The sequence below is a fragment of the Bordetella sp. MIP270_01_BMS genome (assembly GCF_054958705.1).
The window spans coordinates 1988358-2012761 of sequence record NZ_CM143297.1; the positions used below are offsets into that span (position 1 = coordinate 1988358).

Below are 24404 nucleotides of genomic sequence, written 5' to 3' on the forward strand. Positions count from 1 at the left end.
CACGCGCGCGGTTCTGGTCACGGTTGCCGCGCAGGCCGGTGCGACGACAACGCGCCAGCAACGACATGCGCCCCGCTAAGCCGCAGCCCGCAACCTGCGCAGCAGGCCCGGCAGAAAGAGCACGGCAAACGCCAGCACGATCAATGTCACCGCCAATGGCGAAGAAAGCAGCACCATCGGGTCGCCCTGCCCGATGGAAAGCGCGCGGCGCAGCTGGGTTTCAGCCATAGGCCCCAGGATCAGGCCGATCAGCACGGGCGCAATGGGAAAGTCATACACGCGCATCACGTAACCCGCCAAGCCGATGACGAACATGAGCAGCAGGTCCATCCATGAGGTGCCCACGCCCCAAATGCCCACCATTGCGAACACCAGGATCCCCGCGTACAGATAGGGCCTCGGAATGAGCAGCAGACGCACCCATAGGCCAACCAATGGCAGATTGAGCACCAGCAGCATCAGGTTGCCCACATATAGCGACGCGATAAGGCCCCACACCAGGTCCGCACTGTTGACGAACAGGAAGGGGCCGGGCTGCAGGCCATAACTCTGGAACGCCGCCAGCAGCACGGCGGCCGTGGCCGAGGTCGGCAGCCCCAATGTGAGCAAGGGCACGAGAATGCCGGCGGCCGCCGAATTGTTCGCTGCCTCGGGCCCGGCAACACCTTCAATGGCGCCTTTGCCGAATTCGTCTCGATGGCGGCTGAGCCGGCGTTCAAGTGTGTAAGACAGGAAGGTGGGCACTTCGGACCCGCCCGCCGGAAGCGCGCCGATGGGAAAACCCAGGAAAGTGCCGCGCAACCAGGGCTTCCAGGAGCGCCGCCAATCTTCACGCGTCATCCAGCTGCCGCCTGACAACGGGTTCACGGCGGGTGGCGCGTGGCGATAGCGGCTGGCCACATAGAGAATTTCACCCACGGCGAACAGGGACACCAGCACCACGGTGATGTCGACCCCGTCAAGCAGATCGGGAGAACCGAAGGCCAGGCGCGCCTGGCCCGATGGACCGTCGATGCCCACCACGCCCATCGCCAGGCCCAGGAACAGTGCAATGAATCCGCGCACCCGCGATGTGCCCAGCACCACCGATACGGATGTGAATGCGAGCAGCATCAACGCGAAGTAATCGGCCGGCCCGAAGACGAAAGCCAGTTCGGCGATTGCGGGCGCCAGGAATGTGAGCGCCAGTGTGGCCAGGGTTCCGGCCACGAAAGAGCCGATGGCGGCCGTGGCCAGCGCGGCGGCACCACGGCCGGAACGCGCCATCTTGTTGCCTTCGAGCGCGGTCATCATGGATCCGCTTTCGCCAGGCGTGTTCAACAGGATGGATGTGGTGGATCCACCGTACATGGCACCGTACAACACCCCCGCGAACATGATGAACGCCGCCGTCGGCGCGACCTTGACCGTTACCGGCAACAGCAGCGCGATAGTCAGCGCAGGCCCGATACCGGGCAGCACGCCGATGGCGGTGCCCAGCAACGAGCCCACGAACGCCCACATCAAGTGCGACGGCTGCAGCGCCACGCCGAACCCGGCCATCAGGGAATCGAAGGCGTCCATGTCACCATCCCGCCAGAGGTAGCGCGCCTCCCAGGCTGACGCCCAGGCGCGTGAAGCCCAGCCAGCACAAGGTGCCCAGGACGAGACCGATCAGGCAATCAAATACCAGCCGGCGCGAGCCGAACGCGTGGGTGACCAAGGCGAACGACACCATCGCCGTGAGCGGAAAGCCCAAAGGCCGCATCGTCAGCAAGGGAATGGCGGCGCCGGCCGCGGCGAAGAGCAGGCCCGCGCGCGAAGGGGGCGCACCGGCCTCGGCACTCTCGGCTTCCTGGGGTTGGAACGATTCGCCGCGCGCAATCTGCGCCAGCAGCGCCAGCCCAAGCACCATCAGGGCGGCTCCCACCAGCATCACGAAGTGGCCCGGGCCCACGCCCGCATAGCCCGAGGCCTCGGGAAGCCCGTAACCTTGCTGCAGCCAGACCGCGCCGATGGCGATCACGGCCAACCCCAGCCACCACGGGCGGCGGCCCTGCGGGTGCGCGGACATTGCGGTCTCCTCGGCTTATTTGACCAGTCCCAATTCTTTCAGCACCTTTTCCTGGCGCACTTTCTCTTCGTCGAGGAACCGGGCGAAGTCGTCGCCCGCGAGATACGCATCATCCCAGCCCTGCTCGGCCAGCTTCTTTTTCCACTGAGGCGAGGCATGCAGCTTCTTGTAGCGGTCGAGCCACATGTCGCGGCCTTCCTTGCTCATGCCGGGCGCGCCGATGATGCCGCGCCAGTTGCCTATCACCACGTCGACGCCCGCCTCTTTCAAGGTGGGTGCATCTACGCCAGGCAGGCGTTGCGCCGAGGTGACGGCGATGATGCGCAGGCGCTTCTGATCGGCGTAGGGCTTGAATTCGGACAGTCCCGACAAAGCCAGTTTCAGCTGCCCGCTGACCAGCAGCGGCACCACTTCTGCGCCGCTGGGATAGGGTATGTAGTTCAGCTTGCCGGGCGACACGCCGGCGGCCTGGGCGATAAGCGCAGCCGCCACATGATCGACGCCGCCCACCGATCCGCCACCGATGGCAAGCGCGCCCGGGTTTTCACGCAGGGCCGCGACCACGTCGTCGACGGTCTTGATGGGAGAATTCATGGGCACGGCCAGCACATCGGCGTCATCGGTAAGACGCACCAGGGGCGTGACGGTGTCCAGGTTGACAGGCGATTTGTTCAGGATGATGCCGCCCACCAGGATCGCGCCCATCGACATAATGGCGTTGTCATCGTTCTTGCTGGTGTTGATGAATTCCGCCAACCCGATGGTGCCGCCGGCGCCCCCCTTGTTGGTGACCTGGAACCCGTCGGTGAAAATGCCTGCCTCCTGCATGACCTGCAAGGGCACGCGCGCCGCGGCGTCGTACCCGCCGCCCGGGCCGCCCGGCGCCATGACCTTGGCCGGCGCGGCCGAAACCCATATCGGCATCGCCGCGATGGCCAGCGTGAACAAAGCTTGTCTGATGCGTAGCATAGTGTCTCCTGGGGGCTCGCCCGGATGAGCGGCGCGGGTTGCCTGTTGTTGGTGTGCTGCCACAGCCATCGATACTAGACAGTTTCTGGTGCGCCGCCAAGCAATCGCGCGGGAAGGATCCACACCGCTGCGGCCATGGCGACCCCCCGCTGGCGTTCAGCGTGCGCACAGCTCCTTCAGCATCGCCGCGAGCGCACGCGCGGCCGGCCCCAATGCCGCGTCCAGCCGGTGCGCGAGATAGATCTCTGAACTGACGGCGCCATGACGGCCCAATGCGGGCGTGCGCACTCGCACCAGGCGGCCCGCGTCAATATCGTGCTGCACCTGCCATGCGGGCAGGCGCCCCCAACCCGCTCCCGCCAATATCAGGGCGTGCTTGGCCTCCTGGTTTGTCACGCGGCACGTGCGCGGCGACACCACACCGAAATCGCGCCCGCTGGACAAGGCAGAGGGATCCGCCAGCACGATCTGTATATAGTCGGCCAGCTCTGCCGGGCCCACGCGCGAGGCTCGTCCCCGCGCCGCCAGCGGATGCGCCGCCGCAACCACGGCCACCTGGCTCACGGCGGATAGCGCCTCGAAGACGATGCGCGGATCGCGAAAGTCTTCCCCGGCCATGACGGCCAGCGTGCAGCGCCGATCGAGCAGGGCCTGCAGCGGCGCACCCAGTGGCGCGATGTCGATCCGCAGTTCCACCGACGGGAACGCCGCCTGCAGCTGCGCGATGGCCGCGCCCAACAAAGGCAAGGGAAAAAGCGTATCGACCGCCACGGCCAATTGGAGCTCCAGCCCTTCGCCGAAGCCGCGGGCGCGGGCCCGCATGGCATCCACGCGCAACAGTATGTCGCGCGCGTTCACCAGCAGCGCGCGGCCTTCGGGCGTCAGGCTGGGGCGGTGGCCCGCCCGGTCGAACAGCGCGACGCCCAACTGCGACTCGAGGTTGGCGATGCTGGCGCTGACGCCCGACTGTACGCGGCGAAGCCGGGCGGCGCCCGCGCGAAAGCTTCCCGCTTCGGCCACGGCCACGAAGGTTCGAATCTGGTCCAGCGTCAGGGCATCGAGCATGATCGTTTCAGATGATCAAAACCATCTGAATTATGTCACTCGTGCTGCTCAGGCGCCGACGCTACCATGCGGTATCGCCTTTTTCCTGCCCAATCATGGACTCCACGCCTGTCATCGATGTCCGCACACGCTGGTCCACCGTCGCGGTCATGGTGATCTGCGGCGTCGTTGCCGCATTGCAGGTAGGCAAGGCCGCCATTGCCGGCCCGCTGTTGCAGGCCGACCTGGCGATCAGCCTGGACGCCCTGGGCTGGGTAACCGGCATTTTTGCCTTGTTGGGTGTCGTTGCCGGGATCCCCGCTGGCGCACTGGTGGCCAGCGCCGGCAGTCGCAGCGTGTTGGTGGGCGGCCTGCTGGCGATGGCCGCCGGTAGCATGCTGGGCGCCTCTGGGCCCGCTTACGCATGGTTGCTCGCCTCGCGCGTGATCGAGGGCGCCGGCTTTCTGTGCATAACCGTCGCGGCGCCCTCGGTTCTGCAGCGCGGCGATGTGGTGCGCCGCGCCGAACGCAACAAGGCATTTGCGTACTGGAGTTGTTTCATGCCGACCGGCATGGCCATTGCCATGCTGGCAGGGCCGATGTTCGACGGTTGGCGCCCGATGTGGTGGGCGGGCGCCGCGCTTGCCCTGCTCGCGGCGCTCGCCGCATGGATTGCGGTTCCTGCCGGTGACGTCCGCTCGCCGTGGCAGTGGGACCGCACTCGGCAGGACGCTGCACGCGTGTTGCGCGCCGGGGCTCCCCTGCTGCTCGCGGGCGGCTTTGCGCTTTACAGCCTGATGTTCTTTGCCTTGTTCAGCTTTCTGCCGGTACTGCTGATCGAGCGCATGGGCGTGACCTTATATACCGCGGGCCTGCTGAGCGCATTGGCGTGCGGCGCCAACGTCGCGGGCAATCTGACGGCGGGATACTTGCTGACGCGAGGGGCACGGCGGCCGATACTGTTGGGCCTGGCCTGCCTCGCCATGGGCGCGGCAGCGTGGGGAATATTCTTGCCCGTGCTGCCTGATACGCTGACTTTCATCCTCTGCGTGGCATTCTCTGCCGTGGGCGGCGTGGTTCCCGCCACGTTGCTGTCCGGCGCACCGCTGGCCGCGCCCGCCGCCGGGTTGACCCCCGTCGTACTGGGTCTGATCATGCAAGGCAACAACCTGGGCCAGATCGTTGGCCCCGTCGCGGTGGGCCGCGCCATCGACGTGTACGGATGGCAGGCCGCCGCACTGATCGTGGCCGCCGCGGCCCTTCTGGCCGTCATCACGGCCGCCAGCCTGGCACGTGCCATGCCGCCGCGCCAGGATACGGGCGCAAGCGCTGCCTGAAGAACGAGGCGCGGCCGCTCGGCGCGCGTCCACGAGCACGGCGGTGATGCGCCGCCGAGCCAGTCCGGAACAAGTCTGCGTGCCCACCCGGGGAGGCTCAGACCACCTCAGGCACGGCGCTTGCTGGGTTGCGTTACGTCGGATTGCCGACTTTATTAGGAGATAAAAAATGACCAGCAAGCTGAAAATGATTGTGTTGGCCCTCTTCGTTGCCGGCGTCACTGCGGGGTGCAACACCATGCATGGGGCCGGCCAGGACATCGAGCGCGGCGGCGAGAAAATCCAGGAAAAGGCTAGCTGACGCCCTGCCCAGGGCGGCCCGCGCTGTACGGCCCACAAGGCGTCCGGTACGGACGCTCATCACAGGGCCAACCGCACAAGGCGCTACGCAGCAGGTTGTTCGCGAAGGCTGTCTGCATTGCGACCGTCCGAGGCCCTTTGATGCCGCCCCGCGCAGGACGCCATCTGGTGCCGCCAGCGATGAGTACACCGGGCCCCTGGCACCCGGATGGCCTCGCCTCAGGCGCGCCCTCCGGCGGCCCGGCCGCGGTCGTCGGTGCCGCGCTTTTTCCGCGCCCGCGTGCAGCAGGCCCATAGACCCAACACCATGCCCGTCGGCACGGCGCCGACGCAGGGGCATGGCGAGTTCAACAGATGCAAGGAGGCAATATGCGATCGATACTTTTGTGGCTACTGGGCGTTCCTATCCCCATCATCATCCTGATCGCGCTGATCTTCTGATGTAGGCCACTCACGATTTCGACAAGGAAACACCATGCAGAACATCCAGCCTAACGTCGGGTATCCAGGCGCCGCTGCCCTGCCTATAGAGTCTTCCCGATCCGCAGTGTCGTGGGGCGCAGTCATCGCCGGCGCGGTCATTGCAGCCGCGGTATCCGCCATGCTGCTGACGGGCGGCACGGGCCTCGGCTTTTTGTCCATGTCACCCTGGGGAGACGATGGCGCCTCGGGCACCACCCTGGCCGTGGGTTCCATCATCTGGCTGCTGGTGTCTCAGGTTATCGCATATGGCGTGGCCGGCTACGTGGCGGGCCGACTGCGCACCAAATGGACGGACGCCGCCAGCGATGAGATCTACTTCCGCGACACGGCCCACGGCTTCCTGGTTTGGGCGCTGAGCGCCGTCGTGAGCCTGGTGCTCCTGACGAGCGCGGCGGCGTCGATTGTCTCGGGCACGGCCAAGGCCGGGGCCGCGATGGCGGGCGCCGGGGCTGGTGCGGTTGCCTCCGCAGCGGGGTCGGCCGCGCAGGGAGCCACGGACGAATCTCCGTTGGACTACTTCACGGATGCGCTGCTGCGCCCGGCCGACCCCGCCATGTCGACTGGCCAGACCGACGCACGCGCCGAAGTGTCGCGCATTCTGGCCCGCAGCCTCGCCAGCGGTGAGATCTCCGACCCCGACCAGACCTATCTCGTGAAACGAATAGCCCAGCAGACGGGCATGGATGAAACCGCGGCACAGCAGCGCCTGACGCAGATCCAGGACCAGGCCCGTCAGGCCGCCCAACAGACTGAGCAGAAAGCGCGTGAGGCCGCCGACGCCGCGCGCAAAGCGGCCGCGGCCTTCTCGCTCTGGGCATTTGCGTCGCTACTGATCGGCGCCTTCGTCGCCAGTTTTGCGGCCACGATAGGGGGGCGCGCACGCGACCTCTGATCCGCGCATGCCTTCCCGCGCGGCGCGCCGCCGGCCGCACGCCCGAGCCCGTTTATGCGGCTCGGGCGTCTTACCGTCTGCCCTGCGGCTCGATCTTCGTTGCGTGGGCCGCGTGATCAAGGCCGGCGGACAGCTTGCGGCCGCCGAGGCGCAGATATTTGACGAGGCCGACAAGCTGCTGGCCAGCGGCCGCGGCGTCTACGAAATACCGCTGGCATCCACGGGCAAGGTCGACCGCGCGGGTCTGCGGCAACGGGCGGCCGAGGCGGCCGCCGTCCGGGACAGCGCGCGCGCCTAGACAAAGGCCACAGCCGCCGTCGCTCGGCCGGCTCGCTCGCGTGGGTGCACCGCGTCACGCCAGGAATCAGTCCACCCGGATGATCAACTTGCCGAAGTTCCTGCCCGAAAGCATTCCTATGAATGCCTCGGGCGCGTTATCGAGCCCCTCGACGATGTCTTCGCGATACTTGATGTCGCCGGCCGCCACGCGTGGCCCGAGCTCCTGCTGGAAAGCCTCGTAATGCTCGCGCGCGAACTCATAGTTGATGAAACCCCGCAGCAGGATACTGCGCCGCAAGACCGCAGCCATCAGGGCGGGCAGGCGGTCAGGCCCGGACGTGTCCGCCACGGAATATTGGGCGACCAGCCCGCAGACGGGAACGCGCGAGTACTGGTTGAGCAAGGGGAACACCAGATCCCAGATGCGTCCGCCCACGTTCTCAAAATAAACATCGATACCCTGCGGGCAGGCGCTGCGCAAGCGGCTCTCTAACTCTGGAGAGCGGTGGTCCAGGCAGGCATCGAAGCCCAGATCCTGGGTCACGTAGGCGCATTTCTGCTCGCCGCCCGCAATACCGATGGCGCGCGCGCCCGCCATACGGGCCAGCTGTCCCACCAAAGATCCCACCGGCCCCGATGCGGCGGCCACAACCACCGTCTCGCCAGGTTTCGGCTGGCCGATGAGCTTCATTCCGCTGTACGCCGTGAACCCTGGCATGCCCAGCACGCCGAGCGCCGTCGTCAACGGCGCGCCGAACGTCTGCACCGGTGTCACCGCGCCGCCATCCATGACAGCATGGGTGCACCAACCCGTATGCGCCCGGACCAGATCTCCGGCCTTGAACTGCGGGTGGTGCGACCGCGTGACTTCGCAAATCGTTTCGCCCTGCATCGTGCCGCCGATGGGAACGGGCTCGGCATACGACTTCGCATCGCTCATGCGGCCGCGCATATAAGGGTCGAGCGACAAATACAGGGTGCGCAGTTCCACCTGCCCCTCCGCGGCCTCGCCAGGCTCGAACGTTTCATGGCGGAAATTGGCTGGCGTGGGCTCGCCGTCGGGGCGGCTGGCCAGGACGATGCGTTGGGCGGTAGACATACAGGAGCTCCTTGGATGGCGGACGGCAGACCCGTGCATGGCGGGCGTCCATGCATGATAGTGCGCGCCGGGCAGCGCGGCCATGCCATTGAGGCGCATCACCGTTTCGGGTGATGCGGGCGACGCGGGGCTGTCGCACAATGCGGCGTCATTGACTCTGGCAACGCTGCAATGACCCACATCATGATCAAACGCTTCCGCAAGCTGCTGGCAGCGCCTGCCCTGTGCGCGGCACTGGCCGGGTGTGCCGTCTCCACCCCGCCCGCATCCCCCGAGCAGATCGCGGCCGCCCGCGAGGCATTTGCCAATATCGACTGGGGCGTCCTGGCGCCGTACATATCGCAGCAGTACATCAATAGCGCGGGAAGTTTTCTGTACATCCGGCCGGCATACCTAGAGGGCGGCCTGGACCTCGACCTGTATCTCGATGAAAATCTTGCCGAATACAGTCACCGTCGATTCAGGCTCCAGCCTACCGAAACACCCAACACCTATGTTGTCACGACGCCTACCAGGGGCTGGACCGGGCGAGCGACCGGCAGGCTGCGCATCGACAGCAACGGACAAGGGCATGTGCTGGATAAGTCCCTGGACGGCTTACGTTTCAGCATCAACGCTCGGAAGGCTGAAATCGCCTTCGGTCTCATAAAGCCCCGTCCCTTCATGCGCGATATGTACGTCCCGCCGAAGGGCAAACCCATACCGGTCACATATGAACCTGATTCTGAATATCAGAAGCTCAGGGCCGGTAAGCCATTCGGCACCTGGGAAGATCATGTGGGCAGAACTTTCGTGGGCAAGGACATCGGCAATTTGCTTACCGTAAGCAAAGACGACGCGGGCAACCTGGTGCTGACTTACACGAACCTGGCCAATAAAAACCCGGTGCGAGCCGTCATTTCGCCGCCGCCCGACATGCGGGTGCTCGCTGCTCCCGAAACGAAGAAGCCCGGCACGACGTCGGTTCATATGACCGGCGCCGATCACCTGCTGCTTCAATACTACGACGCCAACATTTCCGCGCTGTTCTACCAAGGCAGCTTCGCGCACGCGTTCGTACCGCGCGGCGACCGCATCCTTCGCAACAGCCATCAGGAATGGCGGGACAGCGAACGCAGATTGATCATAGGAATCTATGAACCGATCACCGAGCAGCGACTCCAGGCCGCCCGGGCCTATAACCTTGAACAGGCGCGGCTGAGCGAGCGCCGCAGGCAAGCGGCTGAGGCAAGAGCAGCGCGAAGCCAGGCTAACCAGGCTGCATTTATCGCAGGGTTGAGCAGCGGATTCGCGCAGGCGCGGCAGGTCTCTGCGCAGCAGGCACAAAGCACGCGGGATTTTGAACGCAGGATCAATAACCAGGTGCGCGCCATCGAGCAACAGAACAACGCGCGCGCAGCCGCATCCCGGACAGCGTCACCCGCGCCCCGGACGAGCAGCAGCGCAACACCGACGACGGCATCCAGCAGCCGGACCCCTACGGCCGCGCCGCGCACGTCCGCGACCGCCTCGTCAACGCGTTCCGCCAGCGCCGCATCGTCGCAAGCGTCATCGTCCAGCTCTGCATCAGCGCGGACCGCGGCTGCGGCGCCGGGCTACACACCGGCCAGCTCCAGCTCATGCCGCTATGTCGATGACGGGGAACAGAAAGCCTACGGCTATGGCCCCACGCGCGCCGCCGCAGAATCCAATACGAAGCTGCGCATGTGTGCGCCCAATCGCGGAAGAATGGTGCTCAGCATGCAGTGCAAGGAGGAAAAGCAGTACATGAAGGTCCCGGTGCCTGGCAACCCGTTGAAGTTCACTCGCGAAGAGCGTCCCAGCACCTGGGCGTGCAATGCGACGTATCGCTGCCAGAAGCCGAAGCAGGTGTGCACGGGAAGTTCACGCGGAACACGGCAATAGCCGGCAGCCGGCCCGCCAGACGGGCCGGCTCATCCCATGCCGGGTTCATGGGCCGGCGGGTCTGAGCAGGCCCAATTGGCCGACCAGTCGCACCAAATCCGATTGCCGGCGGGTATGCGTCTTCTGGAAAATCGACTTCAGTTGAGTGCGCAGCGTGTTCAGCGACAGTTGCAATTGTCCGGCGACCACGGTCAAGGGCTCATCGTGCAGCGCAAGATGATGTATCAGCCTTATTTCGGCGGGCGTCAGGCCGAACAGGGTACGCAGCATGTCGCCCGGCGCCACTGGCCGCCACTTAACGCCCTGAATCGCCACCAATGCCATGGCCCCGCTACCCGCTTCAGCCTGATTCACAAAAGGCAGCACCACCATCACATCGCCGTCAGCAAGCATCATGGAGCCCGCACAGGGAACCTCGACGCCGATGCCGCAAGCCTGGGCCAGCAGCCTCAGGATCGGAGTCGTCGTGGCGTTGGGCGCCACCGGACAATCTGGCTGCGCCAGCCACCGCTCGCCCACGCTATTGGCCGCAGCAACCCTACCGGCTGGCGTGCTTATCGCAATAGGAAAAGTCAGGGTGTCCAGCGCCCTTTCCAGCATTCGGGTACGCGCCTGGCCACGGCCAATCTGCTGCCGCAGATTGATGGCATGACGCAAATGCGGTTGCACCACACGCATCAACTCGCGTTCCTGCGCACTGAATTGGCGACGGTCGAGATCGCGCTGTACCGACATGACATGAATATGCTGATCATCATTGCCCGACGGCAGCAGTGCGTAGTGGCCGATGCCCAGGGGGTACAGAAAATCGCGATAGAACGGCATGCGCCGCAGGCTGGCGAGTTCATGAAACTCATGGTCGACGTACACGTGGCCCGCCGCCAGCATGGGGGTGGCGGCCCGCGCCGGGTCGATGTCGCTCATGTCAGCAAAACCCGACTCCAGGCCCGGCCGCATCGTCCCCACATCTTCGATCGATAATTGCCCCGTCGGCTGGTGCTGGCTGACAATCGCGACGCCACATCCCCCCAGGGCCTGTCCCACCTGCCGCAGCGCCGGGGCCCACTGATCCGGCGAGGCCACTCCATCGTAGAGGCCGTTGAGCAGGCGTAGCGCTGTGCGGTGCGGATCATCGACGGACATGGAATGACGGCCAATGGATGTAATATTACGAAGTATATCTTATTGTCACGATTTTATTTAATTTGATTCGTGTGGCTACAGAAGGTCGCGACGCGCACGCCGACGGGGTCGCGCAGGTACTGGCCGGGTAGCGCCCAGGCAGATGTCGATAACGGGAATGAGCGGTGCAATGGCCCACCCTGCAAACGGGGCGGCTATGCGGATGCGGAAGTTCTGAGGAAGGGGCTGCCGGGGAATCAGGGTCCGCTACTGTCGGTCTGACACGCGCAAAAAAACCAAGCACGGTCAACACCACCACCCGGCCGCCAGAAGTACGCTGGGGGCGAAATGCCCCCAGAAATCAACCCGAGTGCGGGCGCTTGCCGGGATTTTTCTTGTGGTGGGTATGCGCACCACGCTCAAGGCTCGAGCGTTGACCGCCGCCTTGTTTCGTAAAGGTCACTCCCTTAGGAGCAACAGGCGGGGGGGTGCGTTTGCGGTCGGCTTCAGTAACGATCTTTTTGCCCATGAAAATCTCTCTGGTTCGGTTAAGTAAACCTGTCTATTGTTCCACATTCGCACGGTTTATTCCTGGCAGCGGGAAACAGGCACACGCTACGCGCGGGGAAGCCCGTTATTCAAAGGCATGAGCTGCATCCGCCCCCTGCCTCGCAGCCTTTCCGCCGAAAAACCATACGCCTTCGAATCGGACGAAAAAAAGCGCCTGTGCCGTTGCACAAGCGCTTTTTTCGCAAAATTCTGGTGGGCTGTGAGTGGCTCGAACACTCGACCTACGGATTAAGAGTCCGCTGCTCTACCAACTGAGCTAACAGCCCGCACCCGCTGCGTGGCGTCTTGCAAAACCTGCCCTGCCGCGAGGAAGACCGAAATTATACATGTTTTTTTGGGCGTGCCCGGGAAGGCCCGCAGCGGCCCCGCCAGCCTGGGGACAAGCCTGTGGATAGCCCAGTGGAAACGGCGTGCATAACCCTGTGCATAGGCCGTGGACAACTTCCGTTCGAACCGGCGGCCCTCACGCGCTGAAGCCGCCGTCTACCGAAAACTCGGCGCCGGTGACGTAGTTCGCGGCCGGGCTGGCCAGATAGCCCACCATAGCGGCGATGTCATCGGGCTGGCCATAGCGCTGCAACGCCAGCCCGGCCGCGGCTTCGGCTGCGCCTTCGCGGTCAGCCGGGTTCATGTCGGTGTCGATGGGGCCGGGATGCACCAGGTTTACCGTGATGCCCCGCGTACCGAGGTCGCGGGCTGCGCCTTTGGTCAGGCCGATCAGTGCCGACTTGCTGGCCGCGTAGACGGCCAGCCCGGCATCGCCGGTGCGCGCCGCCAGGCAGCTGCCTATGTTGATGATGCGGCCGCCGCGCTGCAGGTGCGGCAGCGCCGCCTGCATGGCGGCGAACACCGCGCCCACGTTGATGTCCATGGTGCGCTGGAAATCGGCCTGCGGCAGCGTGGCGAGATCGCCCGGGATGAATACGCCGGCGTTGTTGACCAGGATGTCGAGCCCACCGAATTCATTGGCGGCCTGGTCGACGGCCGCGCGTATCTGTTCCGGGCGCGCTGCATCGGCGGCGTAAGCCTGGGCGCGCCCGCCGGCGGCGCGCACGGACTCGACCAGCGCCTGCGCACGATCGGGACTGCTGACATAGGTAAGGGCAACATGGGCGCCGCGGGCGGCGAGATGGCGCGCGATGGCTGCGCCGATGCCACGGCTGCCGCCGGTGACGAATGCGATTTTGCCTTGCAGATCTGACATGATGAATCCATATTTGTAGTGACCAATACAAATATAATCACCCGATGGGTCTTGCGAGTCAAGCCCCAATTGCAAAGAGTAGAATCGGCGTCATGGCAGAACGAGGACGCCCCCGCTCTTTCGACCGCGACGCCGCCTTGCAGAAGGCCATGGACTTGTTCTGGGAGAAGGGATACGCAAGTACATCGCTGGCCGACCTGACGGCGGCGATGGGAATCAACGCGCCCAGCCTTTACGCGGCGTTCGGCTCGAAAGAGCAACTATTCCGTGAAGCCGTGCATTGTTATAAGTCCGGCGTGGGTGGCATCACCGTGTCCGAACTCCTGGGTGCCGCCACCGTGCGCGACGGCATCGAAAACATGCTTGTCGCGGCCGCGAAATCGGGTACGCAGCCGGGCAGGCCGCTGGGGTGCATGATCGTGCTGAGCGCCCCGGCAGGCGACGAAGGGCATTTGCCCGTGCGCGAGATGCTGTGTGAAGACCGACGGCAGATGCAGGGGTTGATACTGCAGCGCCTGCGCCTGGCGGCCCGCCAGGGCGAACTGCCGGCCGACGCCGACCTGCCTGCCCTGGCGACGTACTACGTCACGGTGCTGCACGGCATGGCGATCCAGGCGCGCGACGGTGTGCCTCGCAAGACGCTCGTACAGACGGCACGGCTGGCCATGCTGGCATGGGATGCGCTGGCCCGCGCCACGGCCTGAGCGCGCCGGCGGCGCCCCGCCCCGCTACTTCTTGCCATCACCGGCACGGCCCGACGCGGCCGGCGCCTGCGGCTTCTGCATCTGTTTCAGCAAGGCAGCGCACTGGTTGTCGTCTTCGCCGGCACTGGGCGCCACCAGCGCCAGCAGGCCCGCGACCGGGGTCAACAATACCCCCAGGGCCACGGCGCCCGCGCCGCGCGCCGCCAGGGGAAGCATGTGTACGCCGGCATCCGGGTTGCCGAACGTACCGCGCACGTAAAGCGGCGAACGCAAAGAGAACACGCGCACCCCCTTGCTTTCCGGCTTGATATCCAGATCCAGCGTCTCGTCCGTGAAATTGACCGTCCCTTCGATCTGCACGACGGCATTTTCGGTATCGAACAGGAACAGGCGCGGCGTCATCGTGCCGCGCTTCATCTGCAGGTCGGCAACGCCGCAGTTGATCTGTACTTCCTCATCGCCGAACAGCTTGCTGATCACGTAGTTGCCCACATTCAGCCCGGCGATTTCCATCAGGGCACGACTGATCACGCCATCGTTGACCAGCAGCCGGGTGTCGCCGCTCGCGGTTCCCAACAGCGCCGCCACCGAGTTCCCAGAACCGCTGAGCTCGGCGTCGCCATTCAACTGACCCAGCGCCCGCTGCATCGCCTCAACTTTGGGAAACAGCTGCTTCAGGCGCAGGCCGCGCGCCGATATTTTGGCCCGCCCGTCCATGGGGGTTCGGCGGCCGTCCAGGCGCAAGGTGGTGCCTATCGTGCCGCCCGCCAGGCCGAAACGCAGCGGGTCCAACGTCAGCACGGCGTCTTGCATCACGAGGTGCACATTGAACTTGGTGATGGGCAGGTCTTCGTCGTAGATGATGCGGTCGGCCTGGAGCCGCACATCGGCGTCCATGACGTGCCAACGGTCGGTCCGGAATTCCTGGGTGGGCAGCACCTTGCCCCCAGGTGGCGGCTTGGGCGCATCGCTTTTCCGCGACTTTCCCTGCTCGTCGGGCGGCACGCCGACCAACGGGCCGAGGTCGCGCATGCGCAACAGCCGAGACTGCAGCGTGCCCGTCAGCTTGGGGCGGGGCTCGCCGTTGGTGTAGGTGAGGTCACCATGCAGGTCGCTGGCGCCCACCTTGCCATTGAAGCCTCGATAGTGGAACACCGAACCGCCCGGCTCGTTCAGACGCGCGATCAGCCGCCCGTCGGTGGCGTAGCGGGGGGTATCGGGCAGAGTGACCCCGGTGAGAGGGAAAAGGTCGGACATGGTGGCGCCCGACAGCTCCAGACGCAGGTCGAGGGCGCCCAACTGTGCGGGATCGGTAAGCGTCCCTGCCAGGGCGATACGCGTATCGCCGACGGACACTTCCGCCTGCAAGGGAAACGGCCGTGTCGCGTCGCGCATCGCCAGCATGCCTCCGAGCTTGCCTTCGCCTTTGGTCGGCATGCCCTTGTATCGGCCATCGACTTTCCAGCCGAACACATAGGCGGGCGGCGCGGCGCCGCCGCCAGCCTGCGCCTGATCTTCGCGAGCTGCCGACGAAGTTCCTTCGGCGTTGTCAGCGGCCGCGCGCTCTGGCTCGGCATTCGCCGAAACGGCCTGGCCAGAGGGCTGCCCGGCGATGTCGGCAAACGGAATGGGCTTGCCCAATGGGTCGATCTGGGCTTGCAGATCTGCCTGCAGGGTTTCGTCCTGGAATTTGACCTGCCCTTGATCGAAGCCGATCTGATCGATATCCATGACCCAGGGTGAGGGTTCGCCGCTTTCCGGCAGGGTGAATTCCCAGTTCGCTCGGCCATCTTCAAGGCGCTGCAGATTGGCCGCGGGCCCGGTAAGCTGGATCTGGCGAATCACGACATGGCGCGTCAGCAAGGGCAGCGGCGACAGGGTGAACTCGGCGCGTTTCAGGGTCGCCAGGTGCGGAGCTTCGGCCCACTCGGCATTGGCGATGGTGACGTCGTCCATGCTGATGTGAGGCCAGGGCACCCAGCCGCGCCAGCCCGCTTCTGCTTCGGGACGGCGCCACTGTATGTCGAGGTCGCCGTTGATCGCGAAGGGCCGTCCGATGGCGGCCGATACCCGCTCGTTCACGGTGGGCCTGAGCTGGTTCCAGTCAAACAGCGCAATCACCACCAGTGCCGCGACCAGCAATGTCAGGCCGCCGGCCGCTGCGATCAGTATCTTCTTCGTGCGCGTCATGATCACGGTTCCTTTGCCCGCCGGGCACGGCCCGGCCTGCTAACAGGGTATAGGCGGACCCGCGGGAGGATGACAAGGAATGTGTGCGGATCTTTCCAGATTTGGCTGCCCTGCTCTCAGCCGGGACGCACGAATCGTGCCCGCTGCAGCTGGCAGGCGACGTGCCGGTGACAGCCGACCGCGTGGTCATTGACCATGCCGATTGCCTGCATGAACGCATACACCGTGGTGGGCCCCACGAATTTCCAGCCGCGTTTTTTCAGGTCGCCGGACAGCAGGACCGAGCGGGCCCGCGCCACCGCGCCACCGGACTCGGGTGACGGCTCGTAGGGCCAGAAGTACGCGCCCAGCGTGCCGTATTCGGCGCGCATATCGCGTGCCCGGTTTGCGTTGTGGATCAGCGCCTCGATCTTGCCGCGGTGGCGGACGATGCCGGGGTCTGCCGCCAGCGCCTGCACCTCGGCCGCGCCGAATCGCGCCACCTGGTCGATCTCGAAATCACAGAACGCGCGCCGGAAGGCCTCGCGCTTGTTCAGGATGATGCGCCAGCTCAACCCCGACTGGAACCCCTCAAGGCTGAGTTGCTCGAACAGGCCCCGGTCGTCGGCCACCGGACGCCCCCATTCGGCATCGTGATACTGCTGATAGATGGACGAGTCGTCGACCCAGGCGCAGCGCGCCAGTCCATCCGTGAAGTCGTCGCGTACCGCCATGTGCCCGCTCCTGAACGCCGTGCCGCCGATGCTACTACGGACGTCTTCCGGCGTCAGGCGCTGGCGCGTGGCTAGGCAGCCGCGGGTTGATGGGGGTGCTGGGGACCCTGGGGGTCATTCTCGGCATCCGGCCGAGGCGACAGGGCAGGAAGGCCCAGGGCCATTCGCAGTCGCTGGCAGTCGGGGTTGACCGAGCCGTCGGGCTGCCAGACTTCGAAATCGCGGCAAGGTGTGGGCCTCAGCGGAGAAATGGCGCAGTGAATACCCGGCTGACCCAGCTCGCCACGCAATGCGACACAGCGGCCCCCGCCGTACTCGGTGCCGGCCATGCACACACGCAAGGGATTTATGACGCGAACCACGTTTTCGGGCACCGTGCCGCCGTTCGGGCCGGCCACCTCGCCACAATAAAAAGACACCCGGAAATGCGCGCAACACGCACCGCAGTTCAGGCACGGGTTGGCGGCGTCGCGACCGGACAGGGTGGCCGGCGAGACGATATCGATGGGCAGGACTGGCAGGCGCGACATGGAAGCGTCGTGGCGGCAGAAAGTGGCCGCACGATTCTAGCGAATTTCGAGCCGCCCCGAAATTCTCGAACAGGGGCCGCCCGCCTGGCCGCCGGCCCCTGCAATGATGCTGAATCAGTTGTCCATCGTGATGCCTTCCGCCCGGATCAGATCGCCCCATTTCTGTGCGTCTTCACGCACGATGTCGCGAAACTCCTGGGCGGACGTGGGAGACAGTTCGACGCCGGTGGACGCCTCGTAGGCTTGAAGCTCCGGCGAGGCCAGCACTTTGGCGAACACTTTGTTCAACTCGTCGATCTTCTCGGCAGGCGTGCCTTTGGGGGCAAATACACCGTACCAGTTGTTGGCGTAGACGTTGGGAACGCCCAGTTCGTCGAAGGTAGGCACATCGGGAAGCACGGGCGAGCGCTTGGGCGCCGCAATGGCCAGCGCCAGCGCCTTTCCCGATTTGATGTGCGGCATCAGGCCCGACACATCGCCAATGAAAGCGTCGACCTGCCCGCCAATGGTGTCGGTGATGGCGGGCGCCGCCCCCTTGTAGGGCACATGCAGGATCTTCGAATCGGTGGCCTTCTTCAACTGGGCGATGGCCATGTGAGGCATGCTGCCCACGCCCGACGACGCCATCGATACACCTTCGCTCTTGGCTTTGGCCACGAAAGCCTTGGCGTCTTTGGTGGCGCTGCCCGGGCCCACGATCAGGACTTCCGGCACCGACACCAGCAGCGACACCGGCAGGAAGTCGTTGATGGGATCGTAGATCAGCTTGGGGTACAGCGACGGATTGATGGAGATGGCCCCGACGGAGCTCAAGAACAGCGTCTGCCCGTCGGGCTTGGCGCGGCCGACATACGTGGCGGCGATCGCACCGTTGCCGCCGGGCTTGTTCTCGACCAGCACCGGATGCTTCAGTTCTTTTTCCAGCTGCGCCGCGACGATCCGCGCCAGCGAATCGGCCGGACCGCCGGCCGGAAACGCCACCACCAGGCTGGTGCTGGACTGTGCCTGCGCGCCGATGGCGGCCAGGCAGAACACGCCTATGGCGAGGGCCTTGATCAATTTTGAATACATGGAGTTCTCCTCTGTGTGCGATGGGTAATCAGGGGACTGCGGCCCCTTGCGTATTGACGAACAATGAATAGATCGATGTGCACGACGCCATGAACAGGCGATTGCGATGCTTCCCGCCAAAGCACAGGTTGGCGCAGCGCTCCGGCAGCGCGATGCGGCCGAGCAGCTCTCCGTGGGACGAGAAGACCCGCACGCCATCCAGCTCGGCCGTGCCCATTCCCCAACCGCACCAAAGGTTGCCGTCCACGTCGACGCGGAAACCGTCGGGGGTACCCTCGCCCGCATCGAACAGCACCCGCGACGGGCCCAGACTCAGGCCGTCATCAGCCACATCGAATACCAGCACGTTACGCGGTCGCGCGCGCGATTCAATGACATACAGATGCCGCTCGTCGGGCGAAAAAGCCAGGCCATTGGGCCCATTGACGGTGTCGCACATGAGTGCCACGGTGCCGGTGTCAGGGCAGATGCGGTAGATGCCCGCGGGCAGCTCCTGGGGCGCCTTCTCGCCCTGGTAGTACCCGACGATACCGAAGGGCGGGTCGGTGAACCAGATCGAACCGTCCGACTTCACCACCACATCGTTGGGCGAATTCAGGCGCTTGCCCTGGTAGCTGTCGGCGAGCACCGTAATCCGGCCATCGTGCTCGGTGCGGGTCACGCGCCGCCCCAGGTGTTCGCAAGTGATCAGTCGGCCCTGCCGGTCGCGCGTATTGCCGTTGGCGTGCTGCGAACCGTGGCGCCAGACATGCGTCTGGCCCGAGACTTCGTCCCAGCGCATGATGCGATCATTGGGCACGTCGCTCCAGAGCAGGTAGCGGCCATCGCCGAACCACACGGGCCCCTCGGCCCAGCGGCTGCCCGTGGCCAGCCGTTCGACCGCGGCCAATGGCAGCACCAGTTTCTCGAAGCGCGCATCCAGCGCGATGACCGCCGGGTCGGGATAGCGGGCAGGCGGCCCCGATTCAGTCGCAGCGTGCACTCATGCCTCCGTCGACGACAATTTCGGTAGCGGTGATGAAGCGCGCCTCATCCGAGGCCAGGAACAGGACGGCGTTGGCGGTATCCATGCCATCGCCCATGAAGGGCAGCGGAATGCGCGACTGCCGCTCGGCCAGCAATTGCGCGACGTCGCCACCCGCGCGCTGGCCGGCCAGGCGTACCTCGACCATGGGGGTATGCATCTGGCCCGGAATCACTGTATTGCAGCGGATGTTCTTCTTGGCATATTCCAGGGCCACCACCCGCGACAGCTGGATGACGCCTGCCTTGGCGCTGGCATAGCCCACTTGCGCCGACCCGGTCCAGCGTATTCCCGAGGTCGACGAGACGTTGACGATGGCGCCCCCGCCCTGCTCTTCCATCAGCGGCAATACATGGCGGCACCCCAGATAGACGCTTTTCAGGTTGAAATCGATCTGCTTGTCCCAGGTGGCCTCGTCAAGCCCCACCGGGCCGCCCTTGCGCGAGCCGCCCACGTTGTTGACCAGGATATCGACACGCCCCCATGTCTCGGCACAGGCGCTGACCAGCTCCCGCACCGCAGTTGAATCGGTCACGTCGGCCTGCCAGGTGGTGATCTCGCCCCCGGCTTCGCGCACGCGCGCCACGGTCTCTTCCATGGCGTCGGCGTTCATGTCCACGGCGAATACGCGCGCGCCTTCCTGGGCAAATCGATACGCGATGGCGCGCCCGTTGCCCCAGCCCGGGCCGACGCTGCCCGCGCCGGTCACGATCGCCACTTTGCCTTTCAATCGACCTGTCATTGCTTCGTCTCCGTTGTTCTGTGCATAGGATGTTGCCGCGCCTCAGCGGCCGAAAGTCACTGTGCTGCCGTCGGGCGGCTGGATTTCGAAGACATTGATGGTCATCGAGATCAAGGAGTAATAGCCGGCGATACCGACGAGGTCGACCACGCCATCCGCGCCCAGCACCTGCACCGCCTCTTCGTACAGCGCATCGGGCACCTGCCGCGTCTCGAGCAGCGCGCTCACGAAGCGGTACACCACGGACTCGTCAGGTTGGCTGAACGCAGGATCTTCGCCGGCACGGATCTGCTCGGCCACTGCGGCATCCAGGCCAGCCTGCACGGCGATAGGCTGGTGGGCCCACCACTCGAATGAAGAACGCCACCAGGCCGCCATGGTCAGAATGGCCAGTTCCGAGAGCCTTGGCGGCAGGCTGGAGTCGTAGCGGCAGTACTGGCCCAGGGCCTGCGCATGTTCGGCCAGTCCCGGCCGATGCAGCCACATGGCGAGCGGCCCGCGCACGCGGCCACGCGGTCCGCTGGCGATGGCATCATGGATGCGGCGCTGGTGCGCCGACATGGTCTGCGGATCGGGAGGATTCAAACGTGGCATAAGAGTTACTCCTGGTCCGCCGCGAGACGGAACATGGTGCGTTTGCTGTTGATGAAATTGGGCCGTACTCGGCTGCTCCAGTCGGAACCCCGCACCGCAAGCCAGGCTGGCGACCCGAAAGTCTCGCGGCTGGCCAGGTCGTAGCAGGCGTAGTAACGCGGCGATCCCTCCAGGTCCAGGTAGCGACGCGCCCGCACGGTGCCCGGCACGGCCGCCAGACCCGGCAGGTGCTCTTCTTCGTACCAGCGCTCGAAGTCTTCGCGCGCCTCGGGCTTGATGTCGGTCTCGACCACATAGAACCAGGGCGCGGGGTGGCCCGCGGCCTGCCCCGGCACGTCGGTGACCGGGCTCAGTGGAATCGCCCGCGCGTCCGGATGGTGTTCGCGCAACGCGGCGCCGAGCAATTGCGGGTTCGCCGGCCCGGAAAGCAAGGCATAGGTCTCGGCGTGGTCCGCCGCATGGAACACGCGCAACTCGCCCTGGCCGGCCCCCGGCAAGGCGCGCAGCGTGCTGGGCGCGACAGCGCTATCCGGAATCTTGATCAACATCGGCTTCATGCAGGCCTCACTCGGTCGTACGATCATCAGGCCCCGAACCGGTACAGGCGGTGCGGGTTATCTGCCAATATCCGCCGCCGGAGGTCGGCGTCGGGACACAGGCGCAAAAACGTATTGAGCAGTTCACCGTCGTCGGGCATGTCGCCGGCCACATTGGGATGCGGCCAGTCGGTGCCCCACAAGAGCCGATCCGGCATGGCGTCGAGCAGCGCCGACACCAGCGACTCACCATCGGCAAACGGGCGTCTGGACTGCGTGGAAACGCGGTCCAGCCCGGATATCTTCACCCAGGCATGCGGGTGGTCGCGCAATCCCAGCAGGGCCTGGAACGCCTCGCCGTCCACGCCCTGGTCGGCGGGTGCGCGACCCATGTGGTCGATGACAAATGGCACCGGCAAGGTACGCAGGCGTTCCAGCAGGCCCGCAAGCAAGCCAGCCTCGGCATGCACGCAGACATGCCAGCCCAAGGGGGCGATGCGCGGCGCCATGGCCGCCAGTTCATCCCAGCCGGCATTGGCCAGGTGCGACACGAAGTTGTAGCGCACGGCGCGCACACCGCGCCGATCGAGCTCGGCAATCGATCGTGCCGAGGCGTCTGGCGCGAGCAGCGCCACGGCGCGGTACTGGCCCGCCCCCCGGTCCAGTGCGTCCAGCGTGGCCGACATGTCGTAGCCATGGCAGCCGGGCTGCACGATGACCCCACGGCTGAACCCCAACTGCTGGTGCAGCGCGCGCATTTGCTCGAACGGCGCATCAGGCGGCGTATACGGGCGCCGTTCGGCATACGGGAAGCGATCGGCGGGTCCGAATATATGAAAGTGGCTATCGCAGGCGTCGGCCGGCAGCGGCTGGCAGGGCGGCGTTATCTGGGCCAAGGGCGGGCGGCAATCGGTCATGGCGAGGCAGGTGGAGGCATGAACCCTGCATCATGCGCACGCCGGGCGCCCCCGGCAATGGCGGAACCCTGACTTCTGATATAGAAAAAACGTATACCATTAGGGTATGGATCTGAAACAAATTCGTTCTTTCATCATGGCGTGCGAGATGCGCAGCCTGTCCCGCGCGGCCGAGGTGCTGGGCCTTTCGCAGCCCTCGCTCAGCCGCCAGATCCAGTTGCTCGAAACCGAACTGCGCCACCACCTGCTGATCCGCACCGGCCGCGGGGTCGAACCGACGCCGGCAGGCCTGCGCTTTCTCGCGCACGCCAAGGAACTGGATGCGCTGGCGCAGCATGCCCGGCAAGACATGCGGGCCTATGCCTCCACCGTCCAGGACAAGGTGCGGCTGGGCATGCCGCACCGTGTGGCTCGCCGCCTCGCGCCACAGATCGTCCAGATGTTCCGGCGGCAGCACCCGGGCGCTGCCCTGACGCTGGCCGAAGGTCTTAGTTCGGAAATGAACGAATGGCTGGTGAAAGACCGCATCGACCTGGCGTTGCTCTATGACCCTCCACCTTCAACGCTGCTGCAGTTCGAATCGGTGTACCGCGAAGACCTGGTGTTGACCTACGGTAAAGCGTGCGTACCGGCGCCGCCCGCACGGGTGCGCGCCCGCGACCTGGGCCGGTATCCGCTGGTGCTGCCCAGCGCGCCCAATACCATCCGGGCGCTGGTGGACAAGACCTGCCGCGACCTCGACGTGGCGCTGAACATCGCGGCAGAAGTCGATGTGGTTCACACCATTCTGGAAACCCTGACCCAGGACAGCCTCTACACCATCCTGCCGCGCTCGGCGCTGCACGATATGCCGGGGCAGGACCATCTGGCATGCTCGGCCATCGTCGACCCTACCATCATGAACAACCTGACACTGGCCACGCCGATGCGCCACCCCCTGCCCTCGCTGGTGAACGCAACGGCCGAGATCATCCGCGGCCTCGACATGCAAGCGCTCTTCGCCTGACCTTACCGCCGCTGGTTATCCCAGGACCGATACAGCCTTGACCTGCGCCCATGCCTGCACACCCGCCGCCAGCCCGAGCTGGTCGCGCGAGTAGCGGGTAATGCGCGCCAGCAGCGGCGTGCCATCGGCATCCAGCCGCACCAGCACGTGGTCCGGATTGTCTGCCGGCGCCAGGTCGTGCACGCGCACCGGTATCACGTTGACGATACTGCTGCCCTGCGCCGGCGCGAGCGCCACGCTGACATCGCGCGCCTTGATGGCCAGGCGCGCCGGCCGGCCTGTCGCGATTTCCGCGTGCGCGGTGCGCAGGCAGATGCTGCTGTCCGGCAACCGCACCGACAGCAGACCGTATGCTGCATCGAAGTCCGCCACTGTGCCGGCCACCACCACCGACGCGTCGTCTTCCATGGCCAGCGGCAGATCCAGGCGGGACAGCATGTGCCCGATGGGTCCGCTGGCCACCGCCCGCCCCTCGTCGAGCAACACCAGGTGATCGGCGAGTCGCGCGACCTCATGTGGTGCGTGGCTCACATAGAGCACGGGAATGTCCAGCTCGCTGTGCAGGCGTTCCAGATAAGGAAGAACATCTTGTTTGCGGGCGTTGTCCAGCGCCGCCAGCGGCTCGTCCATCAGCAACAGGCGGGGGCTCGTGAGCAGCGCACGCGCCATGCCCACGCGTTGTCGCTCGCCCCCCGACAGTCCGGCGGGCATGCGGTGCAGCAGATGCTCGATGCCCAGCAACTGCGTCGCCTGATCGAGGTCGACCCGGCGTGCGGAGGGTGGCACCCGCTTCAGGCCGAACTGCAGGTTGCGCATCACGTTCAGGTGGGGAAACAGACTGGCTTCCTGGAACACATAGCCCAGCGCGCGCCGGTGCGTGGGCAGGTGCACGCCCGCGGCGCTATCCAGCCAGACCTGGCCGTTCACGCTGAGAAAACCACGCGCGCCCGGAACCAGGCCCGCAATGCTGCGCAGCAATGTCGTCTTGCCCGAGCCCGACGGCCCGTACAGCCCAGTAACGCCTCGGCCCGGCAGCCGCAACGCCACGTCCAGTGAAAAATCGGTGTAGTCCACGCGCAAGCGGGCCTCGATGACGGAGACCTGATCGGCCGGGCGCATG

General features: G+C 65.6%; 24 protein-coding genes and 1 tRNA gene. 7 read left to right on the forward strand and 18 right to left on the reverse strand.

What is annotated here, in order from left to right:
* Positions 1-75 precede the first annotated feature (75 nt).
* From ACV17W_RS09300 to ACV17W_RS09315, 4 genes are all read right to left on the reverse strand, one after another.
* Positions 76-1563 carry a tripartite tricarboxylate transporter permease gene (locus ACV17W_RS09300; RefSeq protein ID WP_462596138.1) on the reverse strand — a complete coding sequence of 496 codons (1488 nt, stop codon included), beginning with the start codon at positions 1561-1563 and terminating at the stop codon, positions 76-78.
* 1 nt (position 1564) lies between these two features.
* Complete coding sequence (locus tag ACV17W_RS09305) at positions 1565-2053, reverse strand: tripartite tricarboxylate transporter TctB family protein (protein ID WP_462596139.1); 489 nt, start codon at positions 2051-2053, stop codon at positions 1565-1567.
* 15 nt (positions 2054-2068) lie between these two features.
* The gene (locus tag ACV17W_RS09310; RefSeq protein WP_462596140.1) at positions 2069-3022 is read right to left on the reverse strand and encodes a Bug family tripartite tricarboxylate transporter substrate binding protein; all 954 of its coding nucleotides are present in this window, start codon (positions 3020-3022) and stop codon (positions 2069-2071) included.
* A 156-nt stretch (positions 3023-3178) separates the two neighbouring features.
* Entirely contained in the window at positions 3179-4087 is a 909-nt protein-coding gene (locus ACV17W_RS09315; protein WP_462596141.1) for a LysR family transcriptional regulator, read from the reverse strand.
* Positions 4088-4182: 95 nt separating this feature from the next.
* Here ACV17W_RS09315 and ACV17W_RS09320 point away from each other — a divergent pair, with 95 nt between their 5' ends.
* From ACV17W_RS09320 to ACV17W_RS09335, 4 genes are all read left to right on the forward strand, one after another.
* Positions 4183-5403: an MFS transporter gene (locus ACV17W_RS09320; RefSeq protein WP_462596142.1), complete on the forward strand. Its 1221-nt coding sequence runs from the start codon at positions 4183-4185 to the stop codon at positions 5401-5403.
* Between the two features lie 187 nt (positions 5404-5590).
* Positions 5591-5704, forward strand: a complete 114-nt coding sequence (locus ACV17W_RS09325) for an entericidin A/B family lipoprotein (protein WP_462596509.1) — start codon at positions 5591-5593, stop codon at positions 5702-5704.
* Positions 5705-6178: 474 nt separating this feature from the next.
* A complete protein-coding gene (locus ACV17W_RS09330; RefSeq protein WP_462596143.1) occupies positions 6179-7078 on the forward strand; it encodes a hypothetical protein in 900 nt (299 codons plus the stop codon).
* A gap of 103 nt (positions 7079-7181) precedes the next feature.
* Positions 7182-7376, forward strand: a complete 195-nt coding sequence (locus ACV17W_RS09335) for a hypothetical protein (protein ID WP_462596144.1) — start codon at positions 7182-7184, stop codon at positions 7374-7376.
* A 66-nt stretch (positions 7377-7442) separates the two neighbouring features.
* Here ACV17W_RS09335 and ACV17W_RS09340 read toward each other — a convergent pair whose 3' ends face one another.
* On the reverse strand, positions 7443-8456 hold the full coding sequence (locus tag ACV17W_RS09340; protein ID WP_462596145.1) for an NADP-dependent oxidoreductase: 1014 nt from the start codon (positions 8454-8456) through the stop codon (positions 7443-7445).
* A 171-nt stretch (positions 8457-8627) separates the two neighbouring features.
* Between ACV17W_RS09340 and ACV17W_RS09345 the strand changes: the two genes are divergently transcribed.
* Positions 8628-10361, forward strand: coding sequence for a hypothetical protein (locus tag ACV17W_RS09345; protein ID WP_462596146.1), 1734 nt, complete (start codon positions 8628-8630; stop codon positions 10359-10361).
* Between the two features lie 45 nt (positions 10362-10406).
* Here the strand turns inward: ACV17W_RS09345 and ACV17W_RS09350 are convergent, their stop codons facing one another.
* The 3 genes from ACV17W_RS09350 to ACV17W_RS09360 all read right to left on the reverse strand — a co-directional run bounded on the left by ACV17W_RS09350 (position 10407) and on the right by ACV17W_RS09360 (position 13257).
* Positions 10407-11504 carry a helix-turn-helix transcriptional regulator gene (locus ACV17W_RS09350; protein ID WP_462596147.1) on the reverse strand — a complete coding sequence of 366 codons (1098 nt, stop codon included), beginning with the start codon at positions 11502-11504 and terminating at the stop codon, positions 10407-10409.
* 739 nt (positions 11505-12243) lie between these two features.
* A tRNA-Lys gene (locus ACV17W_RS09355) sits at positions 12244-12319 on the reverse strand.
* A gap of 197 nt (positions 12320-12516) precedes the next feature.
* Complete coding sequence (locus tag ACV17W_RS09360) at positions 12517-13257, reverse strand: 3-oxoacyl-ACP reductase family protein (RefSeq protein ID WP_462596148.1); 741 nt, start codon at positions 13255-13257, stop codon at positions 12517-12519.
* A gap of 92 nt (positions 13258-13349) precedes the next feature.
* Between ACV17W_RS09360 and ACV17W_RS09365 the strand changes: the two genes are divergently transcribed.
* Positions 13350-13961, forward strand: coding sequence for a TetR/AcrR family transcriptional regulator (locus ACV17W_RS09365; protein ID WP_462596149.1), 612 nt, complete (start codon positions 13350-13352; stop codon positions 13959-13961).
* Between the two features lie 24 nt (positions 13962-13985).
* Here the strand turns inward: ACV17W_RS09365 and ACV17W_RS09370 are convergent, their stop codons facing one another.
* The 9 genes from ACV17W_RS09370 to ACV17W_RS09410 form a co-directional block, all read right to left on the reverse strand.
* A complete protein-coding gene (locus tag ACV17W_RS09370; RefSeq protein WP_462596150.1) occupies positions 13986-16151 on the reverse strand; it encodes an AsmA family protein in 2166 nt (721 codons plus the stop codon).
* A gap of 116 nt (positions 16152-16267) precedes the next feature.
* On the reverse strand, positions 16268-16864 hold the full coding sequence (locus ACV17W_RS09375) for a DNA-3-methyladenine glycosylase I (protein WP_462596151.1): 597 nt from the start codon (positions 16862-16864) through the stop codon (positions 16268-16270).
* 71 nt (positions 16865-16935) lie between these two features.
* Positions 16936-17394, reverse strand: coding sequence for a YkgJ family cysteine cluster protein (locus ACV17W_RS09380; RefSeq protein WP_462596152.1), 459 nt, complete (start codon positions 17392-17394; stop codon positions 16936-16938).
* 114 nt (positions 17395-17508) lie between these two features.
* Positions 17509-18465, reverse strand: coding sequence for a Bug family tripartite tricarboxylate transporter substrate binding protein (locus tag ACV17W_RS09385; RefSeq protein WP_462596153.1), 957 nt, complete (start codon positions 18463-18465; stop codon positions 17509-17511).
* A gap of 28 nt (positions 18466-18493) precedes the next feature.
* Positions 18494-19447, reverse strand: a complete 954-nt coding sequence (locus tag ACV17W_RS09390; RefSeq protein WP_462596154.1) for an SMP-30/gluconolactonase/LRE family protein — start codon at positions 19445-19447, stop codon at positions 18494-18496.
* Entirely contained in the window at positions 19431-20231 is an 801-nt protein-coding gene (locus ACV17W_RS09395) for an SDR family NAD(P)-dependent oxidoreductase (protein ID WP_462596155.1), read from the reverse strand. Before ACV17W_RS09395 ends, ACV17W_RS09390 begins: the two co-directional genes overlap by 17 nt.
* Before the next feature lie 42 nt (positions 20232-20273).
* Positions 20274-20825, reverse strand: a complete 552-nt coding sequence (locus ACV17W_RS09400; protein WP_462596156.1) for a carboxymuconolactone decarboxylase family protein — start codon at positions 20823-20825, stop codon at positions 20274-20276.
* Between the two features lie 5 nt (positions 20826-20830).
* On the reverse strand, positions 20831-21382 hold the full coding sequence (locus tag ACV17W_RS09405; protein WP_462596157.1) for a hypothetical protein: 552 nt from the start codon (positions 21380-21382) through the stop codon (positions 20831-20833).
* 26 nt (positions 21383-21408) lie between these two features.
* Complete coding sequence (locus tag ACV17W_RS09410; protein ID WP_462596158.1) at positions 21409-22278, reverse strand: amidohydrolase family protein; 870 nt, start codon at positions 22276-22278, stop codon at positions 21409-21411.
* A gap of 106 nt (positions 22279-22384) precedes the next feature.
* Between ACV17W_RS09410 and ACV17W_RS09415 the strand changes: the two genes are divergently transcribed.
* Complete coding sequence (locus ACV17W_RS09415; protein WP_462596159.1) at positions 22385-23284, forward strand: LysR family transcriptional regulator; 900 nt, start codon at positions 22385-22387, stop codon at positions 23282-23284.
* 15 nt (positions 23285-23299) lie between these two features.
* Here ACV17W_RS09415 and modC read toward each other — a convergent pair whose 3' ends face one another.
* Positions 23300-24403: a molybdenum ABC transporter ATP-binding protein gene (gene modC, locus ACV17W_RS09420; protein WP_462596160.1), complete on the reverse strand. Its 1104-nt coding sequence runs from the start codon at positions 24401-24403 to the stop codon at positions 23300-23302.
* Position 24404 lies beyond the last annotated feature (1 nt).

What these genes read in the sequence shown, in the direction of transcription:
- ACV17W_RS09300 (WP_462596138.1), bottom strand. Translation starts at nt 1,563, where the DNA reads ATGGACGCCTTCGATTCCCTGATGGCCGGGTTCGGCGTGGCGCTGCAG.
- ACV17W_RS09305 (WP_462596139.1), bottom strand. Translation starts at nt 2,053, where the DNA reads ATGTCCGCGCACCCGCAGGGCCGCCGCCCGTGGTGGCTGGGGTTGGCC.
- ACV17W_RS09310 (WP_462596140.1), bottom strand. Translation starts at nt 3,022, where the DNA reads ATGCTACGCATCAGACAAGCTTTGTTCACGCTGGCCATCGCGGCGATG.
- ACV17W_RS09315 (WP_462596141.1), bottom strand. Translation starts at nt 4,087, where the DNA reads ATGCTCGATGCCCTGACGCTGGACCAGATTCGAACCTTCGTGGCCGTG.
- ACV17W_RS09320 (WP_462596142.1), top strand. Translation starts at nt 4,183, where the DNA reads ATGGACTCCACGCCTGTCATCGATGTCCGCACACGCTGGTCCACCGTC.
- ACV17W_RS09325 (WP_462596509.1), top strand. Translation starts at nt 5,591, where the DNA reads ATGATTGTGTTGGCCCTCTTCGTTGCCGGCGTCACTGCGGGGTGCAAC.
- ACV17W_RS09330 (WP_462596143.1), top strand. Translation starts at nt 6,179, where the DNA reads ATGCAGAACATCCAGCCTAACGTCGGGTATCCAGGCGCCGCTGCCCTG.
- ACV17W_RS09340 (WP_462596145.1), bottom strand. Translation starts at nt 8,456, where the DNA reads ATGTCTACCGCCCAACGCATCGTCCTGGCCAGCCGCCCCGACGGCGAG.
- ACV17W_RS09345 (WP_462596146.1), top strand. Translation starts at nt 8,628, where the DNA reads ATGACCCACATCATGATCAAACGCTTCCGCAAGCTGCTGGCAGCGCCT.
- ACV17W_RS09350 (WP_462596147.1), bottom strand. Translation starts at nt 11,504, where the DNA reads ATGTCCGTCGATGATCCGCACCGCACAGCGCTACGCCTGCTCAACGGC.
- ACV17W_RS09360 (WP_462596148.1), bottom strand. Translation starts at nt 13,257, where the DNA reads ATGTCAGATCTGCAAGGCAAAATCGCATTCGTCACCGGCGGCAGCCGT.
- ACV17W_RS09365 (WP_462596149.1), top strand. Translation starts at nt 13,350, where the DNA reads ATGGCAGAACGAGGACGCCCCCGCTCTTTCGACCGCGACGCCGCCTTG.
- ACV17W_RS09370 (WP_462596150.1), bottom strand. Translation starts at nt 16,151, where the DNA reads ATGACGCGCACGAAGAAGATACTGATCGCAGCGGCCGGCGGCCTGACA.
- ACV17W_RS09375 (WP_462596151.1), bottom strand. Translation starts at nt 16,864, where the DNA reads ATGGCGGTACGCGACGACTTCACGGATGGACTGGCGCGCTGCGCCTGG.
- ACV17W_RS09380 (WP_462596152.1), bottom strand. Translation starts at nt 17,394, where the DNA reads ATGTCGCGCCTGCCAGTCCTGCCCATCGATATCGTCTCGCCGGCCACC.
- ACV17W_RS09385 (WP_462596153.1), bottom strand. Translation starts at nt 18,465, where the DNA reads ATGTATTCAAAATTGATCAAGGCCCTCGCCATAGGCGTGTTCTGCCTG.
- ACV17W_RS09395 (WP_462596155.1), bottom strand. Translation starts at nt 20,231, where the DNA reads ATGACAGGTCGATTGAAAGGCAAAGTGGCGATCGTGACCGGCGCGGGC.
- ACV17W_RS09400 (WP_462596156.1), bottom strand. Translation starts at nt 20,825, where the DNA reads ATGCCACGTTTGAATCCTCCCGATCCGCAGACCATGTCGGCGCACCAG.
- ACV17W_RS09405 (WP_462596157.1), bottom strand. Translation starts at nt 21,382, where the DNA reads ATGAAGCCGATGTTGATCAAGATTCCGGATAGCGCTGTCGCGCCCAGC.
- ACV17W_RS09410 (WP_462596158.1), bottom strand. Translation starts at nt 22,278, where the DNA reads ATGACCGATTGCCGCCCGCCCTTGGCCCAGATAACGCCGCCCTGCCAG.
- ACV17W_RS09415 (WP_462596159.1), top strand. Translation starts at nt 22,385, where the DNA reads ATGGATCTGAAACAAATTCGTTCTTTCATCATGGCGTGCGAGATGCGC.
- modC (WP_462596160.1), bottom strand. Translation starts at nt 24,403, where the DNA reads ATGCGCCCGGCCGATCAGGTCTCCGTCATCGAGGCCCGCTTGCGCGTG.